We start from the raw sequence: 19,604 nt of genomic DNA on the forward strand, positions 1-19,604 counted from the left end.
AATGGAAGATTTAGCAACTCGCCAGCTTCAGCAATTACTTAATGCAAAAAATCAATTTCCTGAAATAGTCTTGCTCAAAACGACGACAACATCGACAAATGATGATATGCGTGAAATTGCACAAAAAGGCATTAGCTCAGGATTAGTTTGCAGTGCACTGCAAACACAAGGTCGAGGTCAGCACCAACGGCAATGGTCTTCTCCTGAAGGTAATATTTATTTAAGCACACTGATTCAAAGCAAGACAGCGCTAGATGGTCGTCTTGCACTGGAAGTTGCTTTAAATATCCTACAAATGACAAGCCTACAAGGTCTAAGTTTACAAATTAAATGGCCAAATGATTTATATAGTGCTCAAGGAAAATGGGGAGGTATTCTGGTTGAACCGCTCTCCCCTCATCAAGCGATTGTTGGCGTAGGCATTAACTTGAACACACCCCCTGTAGAAAATGCGGATCAGCCAATTACCTCTCTGACGATGCTCGGTTTAGCTCATACTGATCGTTTAACACTGATTGCTGAACTGTACACTGCGATTCAACAGGCTTCTCAATGGTTTGAACATGGCAGTTATAATTTAGCTGAACGCTTTAACCATCATGCAATATGGCTCAATCAACAAGTTGAGTTTGAACATGCGCAAGGTAAGCTTCAAGGGCGTTTTCAAGGCATCTCCAATGATGGTGCTGTACTCATTAAAACCGATCATGTTCAAGCCTTCTATCAAGGCCGTTTACGCCTCGCACCCATTTAAGGAGTGATCATTTTATGAAAAGTCTATGGTTGGATATTGGTAATACCCGTTTAAAGTATTGGATTACCGAAAATGATCAAGTGCTTGAACATGCTGCCGAATTACACTTACAGTCACCTGCCGATTTACTCTTAGGTTTAATTCAACATTTTAGACATCAAAATTTAAGTCAGGTTGGAATTTCATCTGTTTTAGATACAGAAAATAATCAACGTATTCAAATGATCCTCGATATTTTGGAAATTCCAATTATCTTCGCTCAGGTACATGCTAATTATGCAGGACTTCGTTGTGGTTATGATGTTCCAAGTCAACTCGGGATTGATCGTTGGTTACAGGTCTTAGCAATTTCAAAACCTGATCAAAACTTTTGTGTGATTGGCTGTGGTACAGCGCTGACCATTGATTTAGTAGAAGGGTTACAACATTTAGGCGGTTATATTCTGCCAAATTTATATTTGCAACGAGATTCACTGATTCAAAATACCAAAGGTATTAAAATTCCTGATTCTGCATTCGATAATCTGAAACCAGGACACAACACGGTTGATGCTGTGCATCACGGTATCTTGCTAGGTCTAATTAGTACCATTGATCAAATTATGCAACAGTCACCTAAACACCTGATTTTAACAGGCGGAGATGCTGAGATATTTGCCAAATTTCTGCAACACCATCGACCTTTGATTGAATCTGATCTCTTACTTAAAGGACTAAAAAATTACGTTCAACTTAAGTCAGCATTAACCAATGTTTGAAGTATCTGGAACAACTGAGGAAACATTGAATATCCATCTTTAGTGCGAAAATGCCCTGCATGAACAGCTTCAATCAGTTGGGCATTCAGTAAAAAGGCGCAATTTGCGCCTTTTCTAGAGAGCTTTAGGTTATTTTTTTGGTTCATTACTACCAAATAAAGGTCCCATGTTACCGCCACCAAATTGTTTTTGCATATTACCTAATGACTTCAACATTTTGCTCATTCCTGACGGATTCGCAAATTTCTTCATCATTTTCGCCATTTGAGCTTGTTGCTTAATTAATTTATTCACTTCAGCAACGTCCATACCACAACCCGCAGCAATACGTTTTTTACGGCTTGGATTCATCAAATCTGGGTTACGGCGCTCTTTAATGGTCATCGATTGAATAATCGCTTCCATTTTTTTCACTTGCTTTTCAGGATTTGCTTGTGCAATCGCATCTTGAATACCAGAGTTACTCATGCCAGGCAACTTATCCAAGAAGCCCATCATACCGCCCATCTTGCTCATTTGCTCAAATTGCATCAGCATATCTTCAAAGTTGAAGGTTCCGCCTTTCTGCAATTTCTTCGCCATTTTTTCGGCTTTTTCTTTGTCGATTTTGCGTTCAACTTCTTCGACTAAAGAAAGTACGTCACCCATACCTAAGATACGTTGTGCAACACGATCTGGATGGAATGGCTCAAGTGCATCTAGTTTTTCACCGATACCCAAGAACTTGATCGGTTTACCTGTAATCGCACGAACAGAAAGCGCAGCACCACCACGTGCATCACCATCAGTTTTAGTGAGAATAACACCAGTCAACGCCAAAGCATCGTTAAATGCTTTTGCTGTATTAGCAGCATCCTGACCTGTCATCGCATCGACAACAAACAGAGTCTCTGTTGGCTTAACTGCAGCGTGTAATTCTTTAATCTCATCCATCATGTCTTCATCGACATGCAGACGTCCTGCGGTATCGACAATTAAAACATCCGCAAACTGGATTTTAGCTTGTTCAATCGCACGATTAACAATATCAATTGGCTTTTCAGATGCTTGCGATGGAATGAAACCCACGCCAACTTCATTGGATACGGTTTCTAACTGCTTGATTGCGGCTGGACGATAGACGTCAGCAGAAACAGTCATTACTTTTTTCTTTTGGCGCTCTTTCAGAAAACGCGCTAATTTTGCGGCAGTTGTTGTTTTACCCGCACCTTGCAAACCTGCAAGTAAAACCACGACAGGTGGCTTTGCACTTAAATCTAGAGTCTCATTTGCCTCACCCATCATTTTGGTGAGTTCATCATAGACAATTTTTACAAATGCCTGACCTGGAGAAAGCTGAGTCATGACTTCTTGACCGAGAGCTTCTTCCTTAACCTTCGCGATGAATTCACGAGTTACAGGTAATGCCACATCGGCTTCAAGAAGTGCCATACGTACTTCACGTAAGGTATCTTTAATATTGTCTTCGGTCAGCTGCCCTGAGCCAGTAACATTTCTTAAACTCTGTGTGAGTCGTTCTGTTAAGGTATCAAACATTGCGAAATCCGCTTAAAATGGCTAGTTGCAAAAAAATCTTTCTTAAAATAGAAAATTTATGCGTAAGATGCTATAGGATACTGTAGTTCGAAGCGAATTTACATCTTATATAGTGAATATTATTCAACCCCCTGAAAAAGGTTTGACATGATCAGTCTCCCCTTGGTTTACACAATTTTGGCACTTGTAGCCTATACCAGTTCTTTTTGGTATTTGTTTATACGTTTGATGTCAAAACGTAGTCCAAATCTTTGGTGTTATTCGATTATGATTGGTCTAGGGCTACTACTGCATAGTACTGTGCTCTATCAAGATATGATGACACCAATTGGCGTGAATTATGATGTATTTAACCTGATGTCATTCACTTCGGGGCTGATGTTAGCACTCAGTTTAATTTTAAGTTTAATTCGACCAATCTTGCCATTAAATTTAATCGGCACTCCTGTTGCCGCAATTGGTTTAATTTTAGGATATGCTTTTAGTCAACCAAACCAAGTCATTGAACAACATAGCTTAGGTTTAGATCTTCATATCATCCTCTCTTTATCAGCTTATGCTGTTTTACTAATGGCAACTATTCATTCCGTTTTGCTTTGGTTTCAAGATAGAGAACTTAAGAAGAAACAAAAAAGACGAATTTGGGTTAACTTACTTCCACCATTCCAAGTGATGGAATCGGTACTCTTTGATTTAATTATCACAGGTTTTGGCTTACTTACTGCTGCACTTCTCTTTGGCTTTTTTACAATTGATAACTTCTTTGCTCAACATCTTGCTCATAAAACCGCTTTTAGTATTATTTCATGGTTTTTATATGGTGCGCTTTTAATTGGCCATTACAAATTCGGTTGGCGCGGACGCAAAGCAATTCGCTTTACCATTACAGGTTTTATCTTACTTGCAATTGGTTTTATCGGTAGTAAGTTTGTTTTAGAAATGATTCTGGGACGTTGAACAACACCACTTAGCCATTTGAGGAATAACTTTGTATTCATATTACAAATATATAGATACAGATGGGGAGATAACTTTATATGAATTTGATCAGGAATATTATTGTTTAAAGTCGATATTTGTTAACTCATCAGAATGTATAAATACAAATTTAAGCATAGAGCAAACTAATTTCTTCTTACCCGAAGGTAATTTCTCAGAAAGCTTAGATATGTTGACTCCAATAAAAAAAGAAGAATTTTTAAATTTCTGGGATCAGTCGATATCTAAATATTTAAAGCGGTGGAACGAATTAAAAAACAAATTCAAAATCGGGGAAATGATCGAAACCGAAATTGTTTGTTTTTATCCTCAAGGAGTAATCGTTCAATATAATGAAGAATTTTTTGGTTTCGTTGACTACAACGATTGTAAATCTGTTCTAGGTGCATCAAATATGTACCCTCAACAAAAAATTAAACTTTTTGTTGAAAATTTTGATGATGACAACTTATGGGTTAATTTTTCAATTAAATCTGTTTAAACACTTTTCCAACATTAGTAGACAGCCTATCTGAAAATGCGTATAACGCAGTATTCGCTTCATTAGGTAATAATCATCGTGAAACTTGTGCTCGCTCCAATGGAAGGCTTAACTGATCCAATTATGCGTGATGTGCTCACCCATGTTGGCAGTTTTGATTGGTGTGTCACTGAGTTTATCCGTATTACTGACAGCATTCTTCCCGACCACATTTACTACAGTTTTTGTCCTGAATTAAAAAATGAGGGAAAGACAGCGGCTGGCACACCTGTGCATGTACAGTTTCTTGGGAATAATCCAGAGATGTTGGCCGCCAATGCCGCGAAAGTTGTTGAACTCGGTGCTCCAGCAATTGATCTTAATTTTGGTTGCCCCGCTAAAACTGTTAATCGTCATCGTGGCGGTTCTGTTCTATTGGATGAACCTGAAACCGTACACCTCTTAGTTAAAGCAGTTCGTGATGCTGTACCTGCACATATACCCGTTTCAGCTAAAATGCGTCTGGGCTATCTAGATGAAAACCACACTTTAGATAATGCACATGCGATAGAAGACGCTGGTGCAAATTGGCTTACCGTACATGCTCGTACAAAAGCCGATGGCTATACGCCTCCTGCTTATTGGGAAAAAATCCAGCCGATTACTGAAGCATTAAAAATTAATGTCATTGCCAACGGTGAAATCTGGAATAATACAGATGCCAAAGCCTGTTTAGAACAGTCTCATTGCCAAGACCTGATGATTGGACGTGGTGCTGTGACTACACCAGATCTAACCTTATGTATTCGAGAGAATAGTGATCAAGCTATCCTTTCTTGGTCAAAGTTAGTGCAACTCCAGCAACGTTTTTTAAGTGGCCAGTACAAAACTGAAATTGGAATGATCGGTCGTTATAAACAATGGTTAGGTATGATGACCAAAGCCTATCCAGAGGCCCAAGAGCTTTGGACAAAAGTAAAGAAAGAGAAACAACTAGATGAGATTATTAATTACTTGAAGCAGAGCTGACCTTTTTTAATAATGGTATATTGATAAAAAAAGCGACTAAGGTCGCTTTAATAAAATGACTAACTTACTTACATCATTACATCCCACTAACTTTCATCTTTAAGTTAGTAACTGATGCACCTACAGCACCTATACTGCCAATTGAAGCATTTGGCAATCCATTAAAAGTGCTTGATGGATATGTCGTAGATGGACTACCAGACTGCCCTAAAATTACGTTATTTAAACTCAAGTTAAATTTGTCTGAAACTCCCGAATTCCCAAAAACTAACCCACCAGAATCTGTGCCATTTTTACCCTCAATACCAGCATAAAAACCAGTCAGCCCAAAAGGTGAATTATTATAACCCGTAAATTGAAAATCAAAACCGATACCATATGGATTATTGCTTCCATCATAGTCAGAAACAGCAACTATATTACAACCACTACCTGAACCACAAATTGAATTTATTGCACCACCAAACATAACCATATGCCCTTGTGGTGCTGCACCTAATTGAATATTTACTGTTGGTTTATTAGCGGCAAAAACGATATCTATCCCACTTGCACCACCAACTCTTACTATTTCTTTCACTAAACCTGCTTTAGGTTTTAATGTAGAACTATCATAGATAGTACTTTTACTGTATGAATTACTAATGATATCAGAGAGAGTACCTTCACTAGCAGCATATACAGAAAAAGGAGAAATACGAATTCCTGTGATATTACTTTTAAAAGATAAAGTAATATTTGTGAAAGCGCCTTTATTTAAAACAGTTCCAACATCTGAATCAATTACAGCGTTGAATCCAAGAATAGTTTCACTAGAACCATTTAGCCCTACAACTCGAACAGGGCTAGAAGACGTTTGCCCTCCAATCACTAAACCAGCCCTTTTAGTATAATCAGGCGATGTATACAATGAAGAACCACTACCGTATGACAAACCATCATTATCTATCATAGATAACTGCTTAAACTCAACATTTGCTTGTGCTTGAATAGTCAGACCATCTTGCCCTGTCATTGTAGCAAGACTCTGGTCATCCATAGGTTGCATCGCTATAGAGTATGGACTTAATAGCAGTAACGATAGACATCCTAGCTTTTTATTTTTTTTCATTGCCCTGATCCGTAGACAAATGTTTAAAATACATCCGATAGATTAACATAGCTTATCATCTATTCAATCTATTTCAGACCAAATAGATGATGCACTTTAATTACGTGGCATAATACCAAATTGGCTAGTTAATCTACCGCCAGTGATTGCCAATTCACCTAAACGAGCGCCAGAACCAGTATTCGGTGGATATAGGTTTATATCTCTCGCACGAAAAACACCATCAGTAGTACGATCTGGGTTCAATGTAAAAGACGAATTAAAACTAACCATCCCTTCAGCACCATTCTGGTTCGCTTTTGGGGCAATTACAATTGCATTATTAAATGCCATTTTACCCGTTAAATTATCTAAACCGAGTGTAGAGCCATCAAGAGGATCACTAATTTGAATTGTATTACCTTGTTTTGGGTCTAAAGTAAAATCACCAACAATATTTAAACTACTCCCAGTTCCATCAGACTTATACTCACTATTTGGTATAAGTGAAAAATCCATGCTACCGCCAGCGCGTAACTTAATACCAAATAGCACATCATTTGATGTAGCAAAATTATTTAATGCTACTTTATTATTAGCTGGAACAGAGCTATTACATCCTGCATTTGATGTAGACAATACACAAGTTTGGTAAGTTGTCCCTGGTAGATATCCAGCAGCAACTTGCGCTGCAGCCACAATAAGTAAATCTTTTAAACTAACGTTTAAACTACCCTTTTCTACACCAATATTACCAGTGCCTTTGAGTAATAAATCAATATTACGCAACCCCATATAATAATCAACAGGTTGATTATTAACACCTATTTTTTTACCATCAATTACTAAAATTGATGTTGTTTTACTTCCATCAGAACTTACACCCTCAGTACTCATGGCCAGTGAAAAACCTAGACGCGGCGTTAAACCTGTACCAACAACAACTTTATTTGTAGATGATTTATTATAGCCTTTATAATCAGACGTATAAGCATAAGCAGTAGATGCATCAACATTGGTACCAAAAATCGCCATGTTGGCATTTAAATTATAAAAAGGTAATGCTAGTCCCCATTGATTAGTACCATTATGCTCTGCAATATTTGGAACTGCTGCACCAGTTGCATCATTTGTTCGAGCACTATTTGTAAAACGACCTAGACGAGATATTGCTTGGAATTCAGCACCTCGAACCGCTACTAGTAAACTATAAGGATTTTGATTTGCAGCGATACCATTTGGAGTGTCTGTATAGATATATTGAATATAATCATTATTACTAGTTAAAAAATTACCATTACCAAATCGACTGGTTTGGAAAAGTTTATTTGCAGGTAATAAAACTGTTCGAGTATCAGCTAGATTTACATATACATTACCACTATCAAATGAACCACGATCAGTCGCTACTAATCCAGTTAAATTTCCAAATTCAAAACCATAAGTATTTAGACCTGCATTACCAATTTCTAGCGTAGTTGCCTTACCATCACTCCCCAACATTGGATCATTATCTTTAGTAAATTCAGCAGCCATACGGAAAGCAATACCTGTACTCCCCATAATATTATTTCCAGTTGTTGTAGTAATAGGATTATTTGCTGCTAATGATAAATCAGTGCTTAAGTTGTTAGTTTTACCAACAATATTACTTTGATCAGATTTACCATAATTTACTCCAGTATAATCTGGATTATTCTTATTTGTTGTATTCAAGCCTCTCAACTGTAAATAACCATTTACCATTCGACCACTTGCGCCAACACGTATTAATCCCTTGGCATTACTTGGACTATTAGTCCCATCAAGAACATAAGGTGAAGTTTTGCTTACATCTTTATTCAGTAAAAATTCTAAATTTAAACCTGAGTTTGTTGTATCACCACCAGCACCGACTACACCATTACCATAACTGCCAGTATTTCTTAAATTACTAGATGCAGAATCTGTAGTTCTTCTAAAATCAACATATCCATGTGTTGCATCTGGTTGAGTACTAGATGCTAAATTTATTGTGCCATTAGAATTATATGCAATTGTTGCTTTACCAACACCGTCGGAATTAGTTTGTAATCTAAAGCCACCAATGGCATCTACAAACATAACGCCTTTACCTAAAAAGTTAAAATTAAAGTTCTTAAGTATGAGTTGATTAAGCTCATTACTAACATCTTTTTGTCCTAAATAGATATTCGCATTTTTCAATCCTAAATCTAAAGTTGCTTGCTTATCTTTACTAAAAAGTCCATCACGAGTCTTAAAATTAAGATCAATAACTGAACTTGTTTGAATTGCCATATTCCCAATTGCGGCGCTGCAACGCTGAGTAGACTCAGTGTCACATATTTTAAATTGCTCAATTGTAATTAAAGAAGGATTTGCCGAAATGGCTAAATCTAGTCCAGTTCTACCAGCATCACTACCGCTACCACTCCCTATATTTATTTTATAATCTGTCCCTGGAGTCCGATTTGAAATAGGTAAGTTTGAAACATTAGCATTGGTTGACTGAATCTTAAAATTTTCAGCTGTCGCTTGTAAATTACTATTTATTCTACTCGAAGTTCCTATTCCAGCATTATCTTGCCAATAAAGCTTATCAACATTAATTTCATCATAAGAGGTTGAAATATGAACTCCATCTTGACCATTAACATTACGCAATGCACTATCATCTAAGCTTTGTAATGCATGCGCAGAATTTATGAGTAGCATACTTGTTGCTAAAGTATTCAATGCAAACCATGCTGTATTGTGATTTTGGTTATTTTTTTTCATCACTTCAATCCTTGATAATCTCTAGCTCTAGCAACGTGGATGACTGCTATCACAACCAAACATCATGATCTTACCTTGTATAGCAAGATTACCATTCATTCTCATACCAACAAACCCAGTTTCCTTACCCTGATCATATAACGATGTTGCAGCATTCGTTGCGTTATAAGTCGTTGCTTTTAAATATCCATACCCACTAGTTGGTGGGGTACTAGCAGAACCTTCAACCACTTTGCCATTTGAATCGATATAACTTGTAAAATCATCTTGTTCAATCGCAAGTGCATTAAAACCAAAATTTCTAATTAAAATAGGCATACTAGCATCAAGGCTAAGTTGCATAGAAGGTTTAATCTGATCAACTCCACCATCATTCTGATATACTAAATCAACACCATCTAAACCTAGTTTTTGAATATCAACAGTTCCTTGGATTCCCTTGAACACTAGCCATAATTTTCTTGCTGGATTTGCTAAAGTTGGATCACTTTCTGGTACATCCCATAAAGTGTTAGCTCCTTGCACACGACTACTAACAAATCGTTTATTTACCGAAAGTCCTAAATGACAATAACCTAAACCAGTATTATTATTCGCTGTCTTATCGCAAACACCACCAACACCATCATCAAATTGATAAGTACTGGTATGATTTAATGAAAATTTCAATGACAAATCTGCTCCAGCTTGCCCCTCAACCTCTCTCAAAGCTTGGCTATCCAAAGTTTTTAATTCAGCATGTACTATACTTGTGCTGAATAGGAGCAAAATCATCATTTTCTTCATTATAATATCCTTTACTTATAGCATCAAAACCAGCTATTGATTACTAAACCACCACTTTCTTCCCGAAAATAGCTATTAACAAAACTTCAAACCACCCCAACAGTTAGGTGCAAAATTTTGATTTGTTAATTTAAGGTTACTAATATTTAAGTTTAACGCACTATTTCTTAAATCGATATTTCCGATATTCACTGTTAAATCGCCACTTCCTAACAAGCCCCCAAGATCATTTGTATTTGCTTCATTACCACCACCACGGCGTAAATAGTAGGAAACAGCACTTGCAATCTGAGGGAAAAGTGGAGAAATATCAATAGGATCTTGCGGAACTACATATCCAATATTTACTGGATCGGCAAATGACATCCACCAACCTTTTTGTGCAACATCATCCGATTTCGCTCCTGGCCACTGCAATGCTTGTTGCTGTAAAGATAAAGAAAATGGCGAGTTAATCGGTAAATTATGAATTAAACCTAAAGACTGATTTAGATTTAAATTTGCAGTAATGTTTGAAATCTGCCCATTCATATAAACATTTTTGAATACGTCTCCTTCTTGCGCGACAGCGCAAGAAATTCCATAGCATCTTGTTACTGTTGCTTCAACACGACCGCCTTGTGAATAAATAGCTGAAGGCTCTGGGTATGCTGGATCATGTGGACCACTTGAGTTATATTGCACGGACCCATTCACAGGGTAGTTTGCATCACCAGGTCCACCTATATAGATATTAGGGACATTTACAGGAGCTGATAAAATTTTAGACTTTGCTCTAGTTTCATTAACTAAAATTGCTGGAATTTCAAAATAGTTATTATTAATCTGAGGAATATTAAAACCACCACCAGAAGTCTTAAAATCGGCTCCATTTAAACCTAATGCTTTTAGGGCACCTGTAATTACTAAATCATTTGGATTTAAATAGGTACCATAAAGATTGTCTCTCGTTGCCGCTGTCGTTGCATACCCTTTTATGATACCTGAACTGTCAGACTGTACTTTCATATAGCCAGAAATAGTATTAATACCATTTGCAACTCCAGTATTTTCCGTTCCAGCTGATAATAATCCTAGCGCTTTTTCTGCACTTAAACGGAATCCAACAACTTGACGCATAGAAGCAGACTCAGGATTTTTAACTGCAAATTCAATAAATGGATTGGTTATTTTTGCCGAAGAAGCGGCTCTTTCCTCATTAGTCATTGCAAGAGGTTTACCATTACTATCAACCTTTAAACCACTTAAACTTAAATTATCAATATCAATATCACAGTCACCAATACCATTTACACCACCACAGCCTAACTGTAGTTTTTTAATATTTGCGTTTAATTCAATTTCTGCTTCCATTCCTAATTTATAGAAACCAATATCTTTAGTACTTCCTGTGCGAGTTGATTCTAAATTTTTTGTATCAACAGGAGAGATATAAGAGAGACTCATTAAAGCCTGTCCTTGTACTTTTGATAACTCATCGTCAGTCAAATCAACCATTGAAGATGCATATAGTCCTTGACTAAATAAAACAGTAGCAATACTAAAGCCTAAAACATTAAAATTAAACATGATGACTCCTGTCTTATAATCCCTTCGTTGTTATTTTCATATGCTGAATTAACAGCCCATCAATCACAGCTGAACCAAAGTTATTTAATGCTGATGGATTCACACCACCTGTCACAGCAGTTGGTACAATATCAGAAGTGATTGCAGTTGAAGATCCTAAACCTGAGCCATATGTAACAGCTGCTTGTCCACCTGCAACTCTAAACCAAGGTGCATTTGCACGTGTTCCATACGTCCAATTGGTATTATTCACATGCGTTGGAGTAGGCGTATTAGAACTTCCACCATCATTTACTGCGCTTAAACGTGACAATCCATACAACCCACCTGTTGTGGTACTACCAGAACTACCATTACATGCACCACCAGACTCACCAGGCCAACAGTCATCGGCACCACGCTGACCACTGCCAGGGTTAGCCATGCTACCGCCAATGATTTGATTTACATTGGTTACAGTTGCAGGGTAACCGTTTCCTGTACCGCCAGTACCCAACGCAGCTCCGTTATACCAAGTTAAACAGTCTGTTGTGGTATTCGTACAATAGCGAGCATAAGTACCATCATCATTACCGAAAATTTTATTGCCACTTGCATCAACGTTGGTTAAATAAACCCAATCAACATGATTACCAGAAGTGTTATACCAACGATCTGTAGAAGATGAACAACCACTAATCCAAGTATAATTACAAGAAATTGAAGCTTGACCATACGGATCTGCTCTAGTCGCTGTTCCACCGCCACTAAATCCACCCGCACCACTAGAAACTGTGAGTCTATAACGATCTGTCACAATATAGCTGGTATCAACACGTTGCTGACGTTGTTGATATTGAGCTTCTTTAAAAATCTGGGTTCCTGAAATATTCGTTCTATTTTGTGGTGTGCCAAAAAATATCCCTAATGCTTCAACACTACTATCCGCAACTAAAGTTTGCCCACCATCATTACTTTTCACAGTACCAAAACTGATACTACTGTGCGTTGCAAGTTTTTTACCTGCTAATGCTGTAGATGAATAATCATTTAAGGCAGATCCACCTTGGTAGCCAGCGACAGTTGAACTACCACATTGGTAAACATTACAAGTAGAACCATAATAGGTCACACCTGTATCACTTGTATCACCTGCATAACGAGTATAAATTTTTGTATAAACATCTTGTTTATTTGGAATACGTGCTATTTCCAAACTAAAGTTCGTACCATCGGAACCAAAAACAACTGGTTGATAGAGTGAGCCTAATACTAAATTAATGTTAGGGTTATAAATAAATATTCCATCATCTGCTGCAAATGTAGGTGCATTCCCCCCCCCCAAAGCAGGTGTCGAGACTAAACTGGTATTTGATGTTTCTCTTGTACTCAATCGTAAAACATTACTTCCATTTGGATCTGGCGCAGTCCAAGATGCTCCAGAAACAGTATCTTTTACAGCACGATCTCTATAACGGAATTGACAAGCAACAGAACTAAATTGGACACCACCAGCATTACATCCGCCGGCAGAGCCATTATCCCCACCTAAAATACTGGTATTAGCATAGGTATTCCAAACCTCTGTATTTGACCATCCCGTTGATGCTGCTGTGGCATTTCTGTCTGTATTATAAGTTCTTGTTGATACACCAGCAATGTAAGTTGCTTTAACATTTGCAGCATCCCCACTGTTAAAACGCAAAATACCAGAAGCTCCAAGAGTATTATTATAAAATTTACTCATACCATTATTGATACCAGTATCACCAGAAAGACCAACTCCCCCTAAAGTTTGGAACAATTGTAAATTACTTCCATTTACACTGAAATTATTCCAAATCGCCTGCAATCGTAATCGATTTTCACGTGGTATTTGCGCCGTGTTTACAGCACTTGTATTACGAGTACAACCATTTAAGCAAAATTGATTTGCGTCACCTTCTATTTTACTTGGGTCTCTCACGAAGGCATCAGCCCATAAACCCAATTTAAGTTTATAAGCATCTAGCCCTGTATCTGATGTAAGTCCAGCAAGACTTTGATTATAAAGTGGAGCTTCCATAGAAAGATAAGTAACTGAACTTTTAGATGTACCACCATTTGTACCATTGACATAGAAATCAGGTACATTGTAAGCAGTACTTGCCTTTAATAACCAAGGATTACTTGCTGTTCCCCAGCTCTTAATACTTGCATTAGCAGCAGTACTTGCTATACGGGTATTGGTATTGTTATCAGATTTAGAAACTGCTAAACCATATAAAAACAAATCTGCTTTACCAGCACCAGCTGCACTAGCTTCTGGTGTTAAAGGGCCAACAGGAATGTAACGGATATAACCAGTATCATTTAATCGATCATCAGTATTACCAGCAATCCCATCCGCTCCAGCCAATGGAGTAGCCTCATTAGGACCTGCGCCACGGAAAATCATATAAGTATCTTGGGGTAGTAAAGCGATGCCTTCACCAGTGGTTTCACTTAAACCATCGTCTGATAATTCTTGCAATGCAAAAACTGACTGATTTAGACATAAACCAATCAAAGTCGCCAAAACAGTTTTTTGAAATGATACCGTATGAAGTGTAGTCATCTTGACCTTCCCATTACGCGATGCTCCGCACCATCGTTATTTTTCTAACTTCCTTTTGAGTGATTCCCTAAAAGAGAAATTGTATCCAAACATCACTCAAACACAGGTAATTTTACCCATATATATTCATTCTTCATTATGCCGATAATTTACACAAATGCAAAATATATTAGGTAAACGTTCTATTTTCCGATGAATGAATTATTATTTTTAAATAATTTCTTTTAAATATATGTCTGAATATTATATTTTTATTCTTTAAATGTAAGGTTTATATTGCAACAACCAAAAAACCTTATGATTGTTGCAAAATGTAATTTACAAATCATGTTTTCGGCAAAGTCACACCTGTTTGACCTTGGTATTTACCACCACGGTCTTTATAAGATGTTTCACACACCTCATCACTTTCAAAGAATAGCATTTGCGCCACGCCTTCACCCGCATAAATACGTGCTGGGAGATTCGTTGTATTTGAAAACTCAAGCGTAACGTGACCTTCCCACTCAGGCTCTAGTGGCGTTACATTCACGATAATACCGCAACGGGCATAAGTCGATTTACCTAAACATACTGTTAGGACATTACGTGGAATACGGAAATATTCAATCGTACGTGCGAGAGCAAATGAGTTCGGTGGAATAATACAAACATCTGATTCGATATCGATAAAACTTCTATCATCAAAATTTTTCGGATCAACAATTGCAGAGTGAACATTGGTAAAAACTTTAAATTCACGTGCGCAACGGACGTCATAGCCATAGCTAGACACCCCATAAGAAATCAGTTTTTCGCCATGTTCATCATAACGAACTTGATTTTCTGCATAAGGTTCAATCATGCCGTGTTTTTCGCTCATTTCACGAATCCAACGATCAGATTTTATTGCCATGACTTTTATCCAAAATCTAAGTTAATGATTGGCGAGTACTTTAACGTAAAACGACATTAATGAAAACAACAGAACCCTGCTACCTAGATTGTTCAAGGCAGCAGAACATTAGAATTAGAGATTGATTAGAGCTGAATAGCTAATAGGAATGGCAAAGCTGATCAGTACAACTGATGCTGTGCGCTGTAATTTAGCTTGAGACAACCATTTTACTTTATTGGTTGCCAACACAGCGCCAACCGAAATCCAAAATAGTGCAATTGGAAGAATGAGTGCAACAAAGCTACTCATATGCGCAACATAGATTTCTTGCGCTTGCCATGCCGTTGTTGGGAAAATTGCTGAAGCAAATAATAAAGCTTTAGGATTTAATAGTGTTGCAAACAATAATTCTCTTGGTCTTATTGTAGGTTGATTTAAGATCACTTCTTGATTTGCTGTACGCCATAATTTAATCGCAAGGAAAATAATATACCCTGCACTTAATAGTTTTAAAAATGTTGGTAATAAAGGTAATGTCGCTGAGACTTTACCAATCAACATTCCCCACGCACTGATCGCAAGAATATAACCAATTGCTTCTGCAGGAATCAGCAATAGAGATTTACGCAATCCCACCTGAATACCAGAGGAAGCAAGTAAAGTATTAGTTGGACCAGGAGTGAGCAAAATAGTTATCACTAAACCAATAAAAAACCATGAAATCATTGAATGACCTCACTACAAGATAAATTTAGATTAATATAGTTGCCAGTTGATAGCAAAATTTTAACTGTAAGCACTTATGACGAGAGCCTATTTAAATAAATGTTTTATCTATATTTTATTAATTACAAGTACACTCTACTCAAGAGTCACATGAGTAAAAACATACGCTAAAATACAACACATATAACGTATTCTAAGTATTCTTATTTTTTAACAAGATAAACTTTGGTGCTATTTTAAGTTTTCAATAAGTAAATAATGTTATTTTATATACATTCGTTCACTTTTTCCTTTCAATGTGCTTCCTCGTTTATGCCTAAGAAATTTTTTAATAAGTGGCTACCTTCATCAGAGAAAGTTGCTAGTCTAAAATTTATGAGAATTTTTGGTGAACGTACCTTAAATCCACTGCTTTGGTATGTAAACCGCCGTTCGATTGCCAAGGCGATGTTTATTGGAACATTTTGGGGAATTTTACCTGTTCCTTTTCATAGTCTTTTTATTATTTTGACCATCTTATGGTTAGAAGTAAATTTACCGATTGGACTATGCATGGCATGGCTAACCAATCCGCTCACTATCGTTCCAATTCTCTATTTAGGTTTTTGGTTTGGAACTAAAATTTATCATGTAAACATGATCAATAGCGATATGCTATTAGGGGTCTTACACCAAATTATCAATTGGCTTAAGAATTTTGGGCACGGTCATATTGATTTTAGCCTTGCGAAGATTCTCGTATCAGGACTTGTCATTGAAGCAATTTTATTTGCGATTAGTTTTTATTTAATTACACATTTACTTTGGCGTTGGAGCGTAGTGAATGCGTGGAAAAAAAGAAAACAATTACTGCAATCAAATAATGACATTAAAAAAAGCCTCTAAATTAGAGGCTTTTCAAATTTAGAAAATACGATTTTCATCACGCTGACGTTTTGGCAATTTATCCATTTGTTTTAATACAGCTTGTGCGATATTGAGGTAGCTCTCTGCGGCTGCATCCTGAGCAATCACACTTGGTTTACCATTATCCGCATGTTCACGAATTTTTGCGTCTAAAGGTAAACGTCCTAATAAAGGAATATCATATTGCTCAGACAATTGATCTCCTCCACCTATCCCAAAGATCTGTTCTTCATGCCCACAGTTAGAACAAATATGTGTCGACATATTTTCAATAACACCGAGTACAGGAATATTTACTCTGTTAAAGAGTTCGATTCCTTTTACAGCATCCATAAGTGCAACATTTTGCGGTGTCGTCACAATCACCGCGCCTGTTACTGGAATGCGTTGTGCCAAAGTCAGTTGGATATCACCTGTACCAGGTGGCATATCAATCACTAACACATCTAAATCTGGCCAAAGTGTCTGGTTAAAAAGTTGCATCAATGCACCAGTCGCTTTAGGGCCACGCCAAGCCACAGGTGTATTGTGTGCACCAATCAAATGTCCGATTGAAAGCACAGCCATGCCGTACGCATCTAAGGGCACAAAATTTTCATTTTCAATTTGTGGCGTTCGACCTGCATTGCCCAACATGGTTGGAATACTTGGACCATAAATATCTGCATCCAAAACACCGACTTTTAGACCGAGTTGTTGCAATGCAAGCGCCAGATTCACTGTGGTGGTTGATTTACCGACCCCACCTTTTCCTGACGATACCAATATTACATTTTGAATACGTGGATGTGCAGCCACATCGCGTTGTTGTGGTGCAGCTTTTTGAATCGGTGGATTATTGGGATCGACTTCCGCTTTAGGAGAAGCATCCATTACAGGTGGTAAATTGCTATTTTCTGCTTTTGGCTTCGATGAGCAGCTATGACCTGCTTCACCATGCGCTGCATGTTTTTGTTGAATGATATGTAAATTTAACTCTTGGATACCGCATTTTTCCAGAGCTTCAGCGAGTTCATCGTGAATCTGTTGTAAGTGATCTTTTTCTTGAGGAAAAGTATTAATCGTGAGTTGTAAAATTCGACCTTGTACATTCACTTGGCTGATACGATCTTTTAATGCATTTTCAGAATGTGGCAGCACATAATTTTGTAAAACAGTTTGAATTTCATCTTCCTTCACTTCTTGTGCCGGTGAAAAAACAGATTTTAAGGAAGAAAGCCACGACATTTTGTTTACTCCAAAAACAGATGATCAATATATCACTGAGTTTGGCTAGTTTAGCAGTATTGAAGATTGGACGCCCATATCAGAGAAGATAATTGCTCATTTTTTATGAACGTGTTTTCTTCTCTGAGTATAAGCGTGATGTTAAATAGTCATCAAAAGATTAACCTTTGAATTTATTTAATGTATCTGTTGCAGCTTTCTTTAAATCATCCAGTTTATGGCTCGCTTGAGCTTTTAGATCTTCAAGCTTAGCAGTAGCTTCATCTTTTAGTTCAGCAGCTTTTGCTTTGGCATCTTCTAACTTATGGCTTGCTTCTTGTTTTAAATGATCTAATTTCTCTTTGGCTGCATGCTGAGTATCTGCCAATTTTTCTTTCAGCTCATCTGCTTTAGCAGATAAAGCAGCTTTACCCTCACCATACTGATCCGTTGCATTTGTTTTTAAATCATCTAAAGTTTGCTCACCCTTTTGCTTCAACTCATTCGCTTTATCTTTTGCTTGTTGCAGATCAGCTTTCGTTTGATCAAGATCTTTAGCTGCAAAGTTTTTAACGTCTTCGACAGTTTCCTGACCTTTTTGCTTGATGTCATTTCCAAGTTCGCTGACTTTATCTTTGACTTGGTGTAAATCTGTTTTAGTTTGCTCCAAGTCTTTTGATGCGAACTCTTTTAACTGATCAATTTTGTCATTACTCATGTCTTATTCCTCTTGTTATATCGTAATAAATTACTGTTGCTTTCATTTATAGTTATACAAGATTCTGCGGATATTTAGAAGAATTGCTGCAAATTGAAACAAATGGGATACAGTAGCAGTCAAAGTAAATTTCGAGTCTTTTGTTTATTTTTAGAACCAACACAGCACCACGAAACAAGTATCAACAATGATCAGGCAATCGATCGGATATACTTTCAAGCGATTTAAATCTTCAATTTACTCATCAAGCCCCCTTATGAACGAAAATGAACTTCTAGAAATTCAACATGAACTGCAAGCTCAACAAAAGCGCCTGAATTATATTCTTTCGAGCAAACGAAGAATCCAAAGCATGATTGATTCTTTTGAAAGTGATTTAGCTGAGCAACTCCTTCAAGTCATTCATAATGAAAGCAACGATTATGCTGGAATCGCAACAAGTTTGGCACTTTCAATTTGTTGGAAATTTTCAAAAGTTGAATTTCCAAAGACCGTTCATTGGTGCAGTGAATTAAGTATTAGCGATCTACAAGTTAAAGATGAATTTACCGCTGTAATTAAAGCTCAGGCTTGGTTAGGTACTTTAGGAAGTGATGAACTTTGGCAAACACCTTTATTTGCTGAAATTACAGTTGATCCCAAAACCAATAGTTTAAAAAGCTATCACATCCATTTCTTGTCTAAAGGAAAAATCATCTCGCTGAGAAAAAATTCAAAGCAAAGCATCACAGTAAAGCAAATGCAGAGTATGTGATCCTATAGGATTAAAAAGATTTCACCGATTCCCTTGTGCAAGTCGCTCTTAAGTCATGTAAAATCATTTGCCTTGTAAATACG

The 19,604-nt window shown here is 37.1% G+C and carries 17 protein-coding genes and 1 pseudogene; 7 read left to right on the top strand and 11 right to left on the bottom strand.

Annotated features, from left to right (window positions below; genetic code table 11):
• Position 1: 1 nt before the first annotated feature.
• Positions 2–754 (top strand): biotin--[acetyl-CoA-carboxylase] ligase, encoded by a 753-nt coding sequence (locus CDG56_RS03965; RefSeq protein WP_087547002.1) that lies wholly within the window; start codon positions 2–4, stop codon positions 752–754.
• Between the two features lie 14 nt (positions 755–768).
• A complete protein-coding gene (locus CDG56_RS03970; protein ID WP_005158532.1) occupies positions 769–1,512 on the top strand; it encodes a pantothenate kinase in 744 nt (247 codons plus the stop codon).
• Here CDG56_RS03970 and CDG56_RS17560 read toward each other — a convergent pair.
• Together CDG56_RS17560 and ffh are read right to left on the bottom strand one after the other, a co-directional pair.
• Positions 1,482–1,604 (bottom strand): annotated as a pseudogene (locus CDG56_RS17560) (serine hydrolase family protein); the annotation flags it as partial. The gene CDG56_RS03970 and the pseudogene CDG56_RS17560 sit on opposite strands and share 31 nt — an antisense overlap.
• A 37-nt stretch (positions 1,605–1,641) precedes the next feature.
• The gene (ffh, locus tag CDG56_RS03975; protein ID WP_016652919.1) at positions 1,642–3,048 is read right to left on the bottom strand and encodes a signal recognition particle protein; all 1,407 of its coding nucleotides are present in this window, start codon (positions 3,046–3,048) and stop codon (positions 1,642–1,644) included.
• A gap of 147 nt (positions 3,049–3,195) precedes the next feature.
• On the opposite strand from ffh, the gene CDG56_RS03980 reads away from it, so the two are divergent.
• The 3 genes from CDG56_RS03980 (at position 3,196) to CDG56_RS03990 (ending at position 5,536) form a co-directional block, all read left to right on the top strand.
• On the top strand, positions 3,196–4,005 hold the full coding sequence (locus tag CDG56_RS03980; protein WP_087547003.1) for an inner membrane protein YpjD: 810 nt from the start codon (positions 3,196–3,198) through the stop codon (positions 4,003–4,005).
• Between the two features lie 31 nt (positions 4,006–4,036).
• Positions 4,037–4,528, top strand: a complete 492-nt coding sequence (locus CDG56_RS03985) for a hypothetical protein (RefSeq protein WP_087536746.1) — start codon at positions 4,037–4,039, stop codon at positions 4,526–4,528.
• Positions 4,529–4,606: 78 nt separating this feature from the next.
• Positions 4,607–5,536: a tRNA dihydrouridine synthase gene (locus tag CDG56_RS03990; RefSeq protein WP_087547004.1), complete on the top strand. Its 930-nt coding sequence runs from the start codon at positions 4,607–4,609 to the stop codon at positions 5,534–5,536.
• 76 nt (positions 5,537–5,612) lie between these two features.
• Here the strand turns inward: CDG56_RS03990 and CDG56_RS03995 are convergent, their stop codons facing one another.
• The 7 genes from CDG56_RS03995 to CDG56_RS04025 form a co-directional block, all read right to left on the bottom strand.
• A complete protein-coding gene (locus CDG56_RS03995) occupies positions 5,613–6,647 on the bottom strand; it encodes a DUF6160 family protein (protein WP_087547005.1) in 1,035 nt (344 codons plus the stop codon).
• 96 nt (positions 6,648–6,743) lie between these two features.
• Positions 6,744–9,404, bottom strand: a complete 2,661-nt coding sequence (locus CDG56_RS04000; RefSeq protein ID WP_087547006.1) for a DUF6160 family protein — start codon at positions 9,402–9,404, stop codon at positions 6,744–6,746.
• Between the two features lie 27 nt (positions 9,405–9,431).
• The gene (locus CDG56_RS04005; RefSeq protein ID WP_087547007.1) at positions 9,432–10,190 is read right to left on the bottom strand and encodes a hypothetical protein; all 759 of its coding nucleotides are present in this window, start codon (positions 10,188–10,190) and stop codon (positions 9,432–9,434) included.
• A gap of 75 nt (positions 10,191–10,265) precedes the next feature.
• On the bottom strand, positions 10,266–11,759 hold the full coding sequence (locus CDG56_RS04010; protein WP_087547008.1) for a hypothetical protein: 1,494 nt from the start codon (positions 11,757–11,759) through the stop codon (positions 10,266–10,268).
• A gap of 13 nt (positions 11,760–11,772) precedes the next feature.
• Positions 11,773–14,334 (bottom strand): hypothetical protein, encoded by a 2,562-nt coding sequence (locus tag CDG56_RS04015; RefSeq protein ID WP_087547009.1) that lies wholly within the window; start codon positions 14,332–14,334, stop codon positions 11,773–11,775.
• 325 nt (positions 14,335–14,659) lie between these two features.
• Complete coding sequence (dcd, locus tag CDG56_RS04020) at positions 14,660–15,229, bottom strand: dCTP deaminase (protein WP_087547010.1); 570 nt, start codon at positions 15,227–15,229, stop codon at positions 14,660–14,662.
• A 114-nt stretch (positions 15,230–15,343) separates the two neighbouring features.
• A complete protein-coding gene (locus tag CDG56_RS04025) occupies positions 15,344–15,937 on the bottom strand; it encodes a LysE family translocator (protein ID WP_087547011.1) in 594 nt (197 codons plus the stop codon).
• Positions 15,938–16,249: 312 nt separating this feature from the next.
• Between CDG56_RS04025 and CDG56_RS04030 the strand changes: the two genes are divergently transcribed.
• Positions 16,250–16,822, top strand: a complete 573-nt coding sequence (locus tag CDG56_RS04030) for a DUF2062 domain-containing protein (RefSeq protein ID WP_087547012.1) — start codon at positions 16,250–16,252, stop codon at positions 16,820–16,822.
• 18 nt (positions 16,823–16,840) lie between these two features.
• On the opposite strand, the gene apbC is transcribed toward CDG56_RS04030, so the two are convergent.
• Both apbC and CDG56_RS04040 read right to left on the bottom strand, forming a co-directional pair.
• A complete protein-coding gene (apbC, locus tag CDG56_RS04035; RefSeq protein WP_016652929.1) occupies positions 16,841–18,070 on the bottom strand; it encodes an iron-sulfur cluster carrier protein ApbC in 1,230 nt (409 codons plus the stop codon).
• A gap of 160 nt (positions 18,071–18,230) precedes the next feature.
• Positions 18,231–18,767, bottom strand: coding sequence for a hypothetical protein (locus CDG56_RS04040; RefSeq protein ID WP_087547013.1), 537 nt, complete (start codon positions 18,765–18,767; stop codon positions 18,231–18,233).
• A 256-nt stretch (positions 18,768–19,023) separates the two neighbouring features.
• On the opposite strand from CDG56_RS04040, the gene CDG56_RS04045 reads away from it, so the two are divergent.
• Positions 19,024–19,521, top strand: a complete 498-nt coding sequence (locus tag CDG56_RS04045; RefSeq protein WP_087547014.1) for a hypothetical protein — start codon at positions 19,024–19,026, stop codon at positions 19,519–19,521.
• The last annotated feature ends 83 nt before the right edge of the window (positions 19,522–19,604 follow it).

It is taken from the genome of Acinetobacter sp. WCHA39 (assembly GCF_002165385.1).
GTDB lineage: Bacteria > Pseudomonadota > Gammaproteobacteria > Pseudomonadales > Moraxellaceae > Acinetobacter.

What these genes read in the sequence shown, in the direction of transcription:
- CDG56_RS04010 (WP_087547008.1), bottom strand. Translation starts at nt 11,759, where the DNA reads ATGTTTAATTTTAATGTTTTAGGCTTTAGTATTGCTACTGTTTTATTT.
- dcd (WP_087547010.1), bottom strand. Translation starts at nt 15,229, where the DNA reads ATGGCAATAAAATCTGATCGTTGGATTCGTGAAATGAGCGAAAAACAC.
- ffh (WP_016652919.1), bottom strand. Translation starts at nt 3,048, where the DNA reads ATGTTTGATACCTTAACAGAACGACTCACACAGAGTTTAAGAAATGTT.
- CDG56_RS03995 (WP_087547005.1), bottom strand. Translation starts at nt 6,647, where the DNA reads ATGAAAAAAAATAAAAAGCTAGGATGTCTATCGTTACTGCTATTAAGT.
- CDG56_RS04005 (WP_087547007.1), bottom strand. Translation starts at nt 10,190, where the DNA reads ATGAAGAAAATGATGATTTTGCTCCTATTCAGCACAAGTATAGTACAT.
- CDG56_RS04045 (WP_087547014.1), top strand. Translation starts at nt 19,024, where the DNA reads ATGAACGAAAATGAACTTCTAGAAATTCAACATGAACTGCAAGCTCAA.
- CDG56_RS04030 (WP_087547012.1), top strand. Translation starts at nt 16,250, where the DNA reads ATGCCTAAGAAATTTTTTAATAAGTGGCTACCTTCATCAGAGAAAGTT.
- CDG56_RS03965 (WP_087547002.1), top strand. Translation starts at nt 2, where the DNA reads ATGGAAGATTTAGCAACTCGCCAGCTTCAGCAATTACTTAATGCAAAA.
- CDG56_RS03980 (WP_087547003.1), top strand. Translation starts at nt 3,196, where the DNA reads ATGATCAGTCTCCCCTTGGTTTACACAATTTTGGCACTTGTAGCCTAT.
- CDG56_RS04025 (WP_087547011.1), bottom strand. Translation starts at nt 15,937, where the DNA reads ATGATTTCATGGTTTTTTATTGGTTTAGTGATAACTATTTTGCTCACT.
- CDG56_RS03970 (WP_005158532.1), top strand. Translation starts at nt 769, where the DNA reads ATGAAAAGTCTATGGTTGGATATTGGTAATACCCGTTTAAAGTATTGG.
- CDG56_RS04040 (WP_087547013.1), bottom strand. Translation starts at nt 18,767, where the DNA reads ATGAGTAATGACAAAATTGATCAGTTAAAAGAGTTCGCATCAAAAGAC.
- apbC (WP_016652929.1), bottom strand. Translation starts at nt 18,070, where the DNA reads ATGTCGTGGCTTTCTTCCTTAAAATCTGTTTTTTCACCGGCACAAGAA.
- CDG56_RS04000 (WP_087547006.1), bottom strand. Translation starts at nt 9,404, where the DNA reads ATGAAAAAAAATAACCAAAATCACAATACAGCATGGTTTGCATTGAAT.
- CDG56_RS04015 (WP_087547009.1), bottom strand. Translation starts at nt 14,334, where the DNA reads ATGACTACACTTCATACGGTATCATTTCAAAAAACTGTTTTGGCGACT.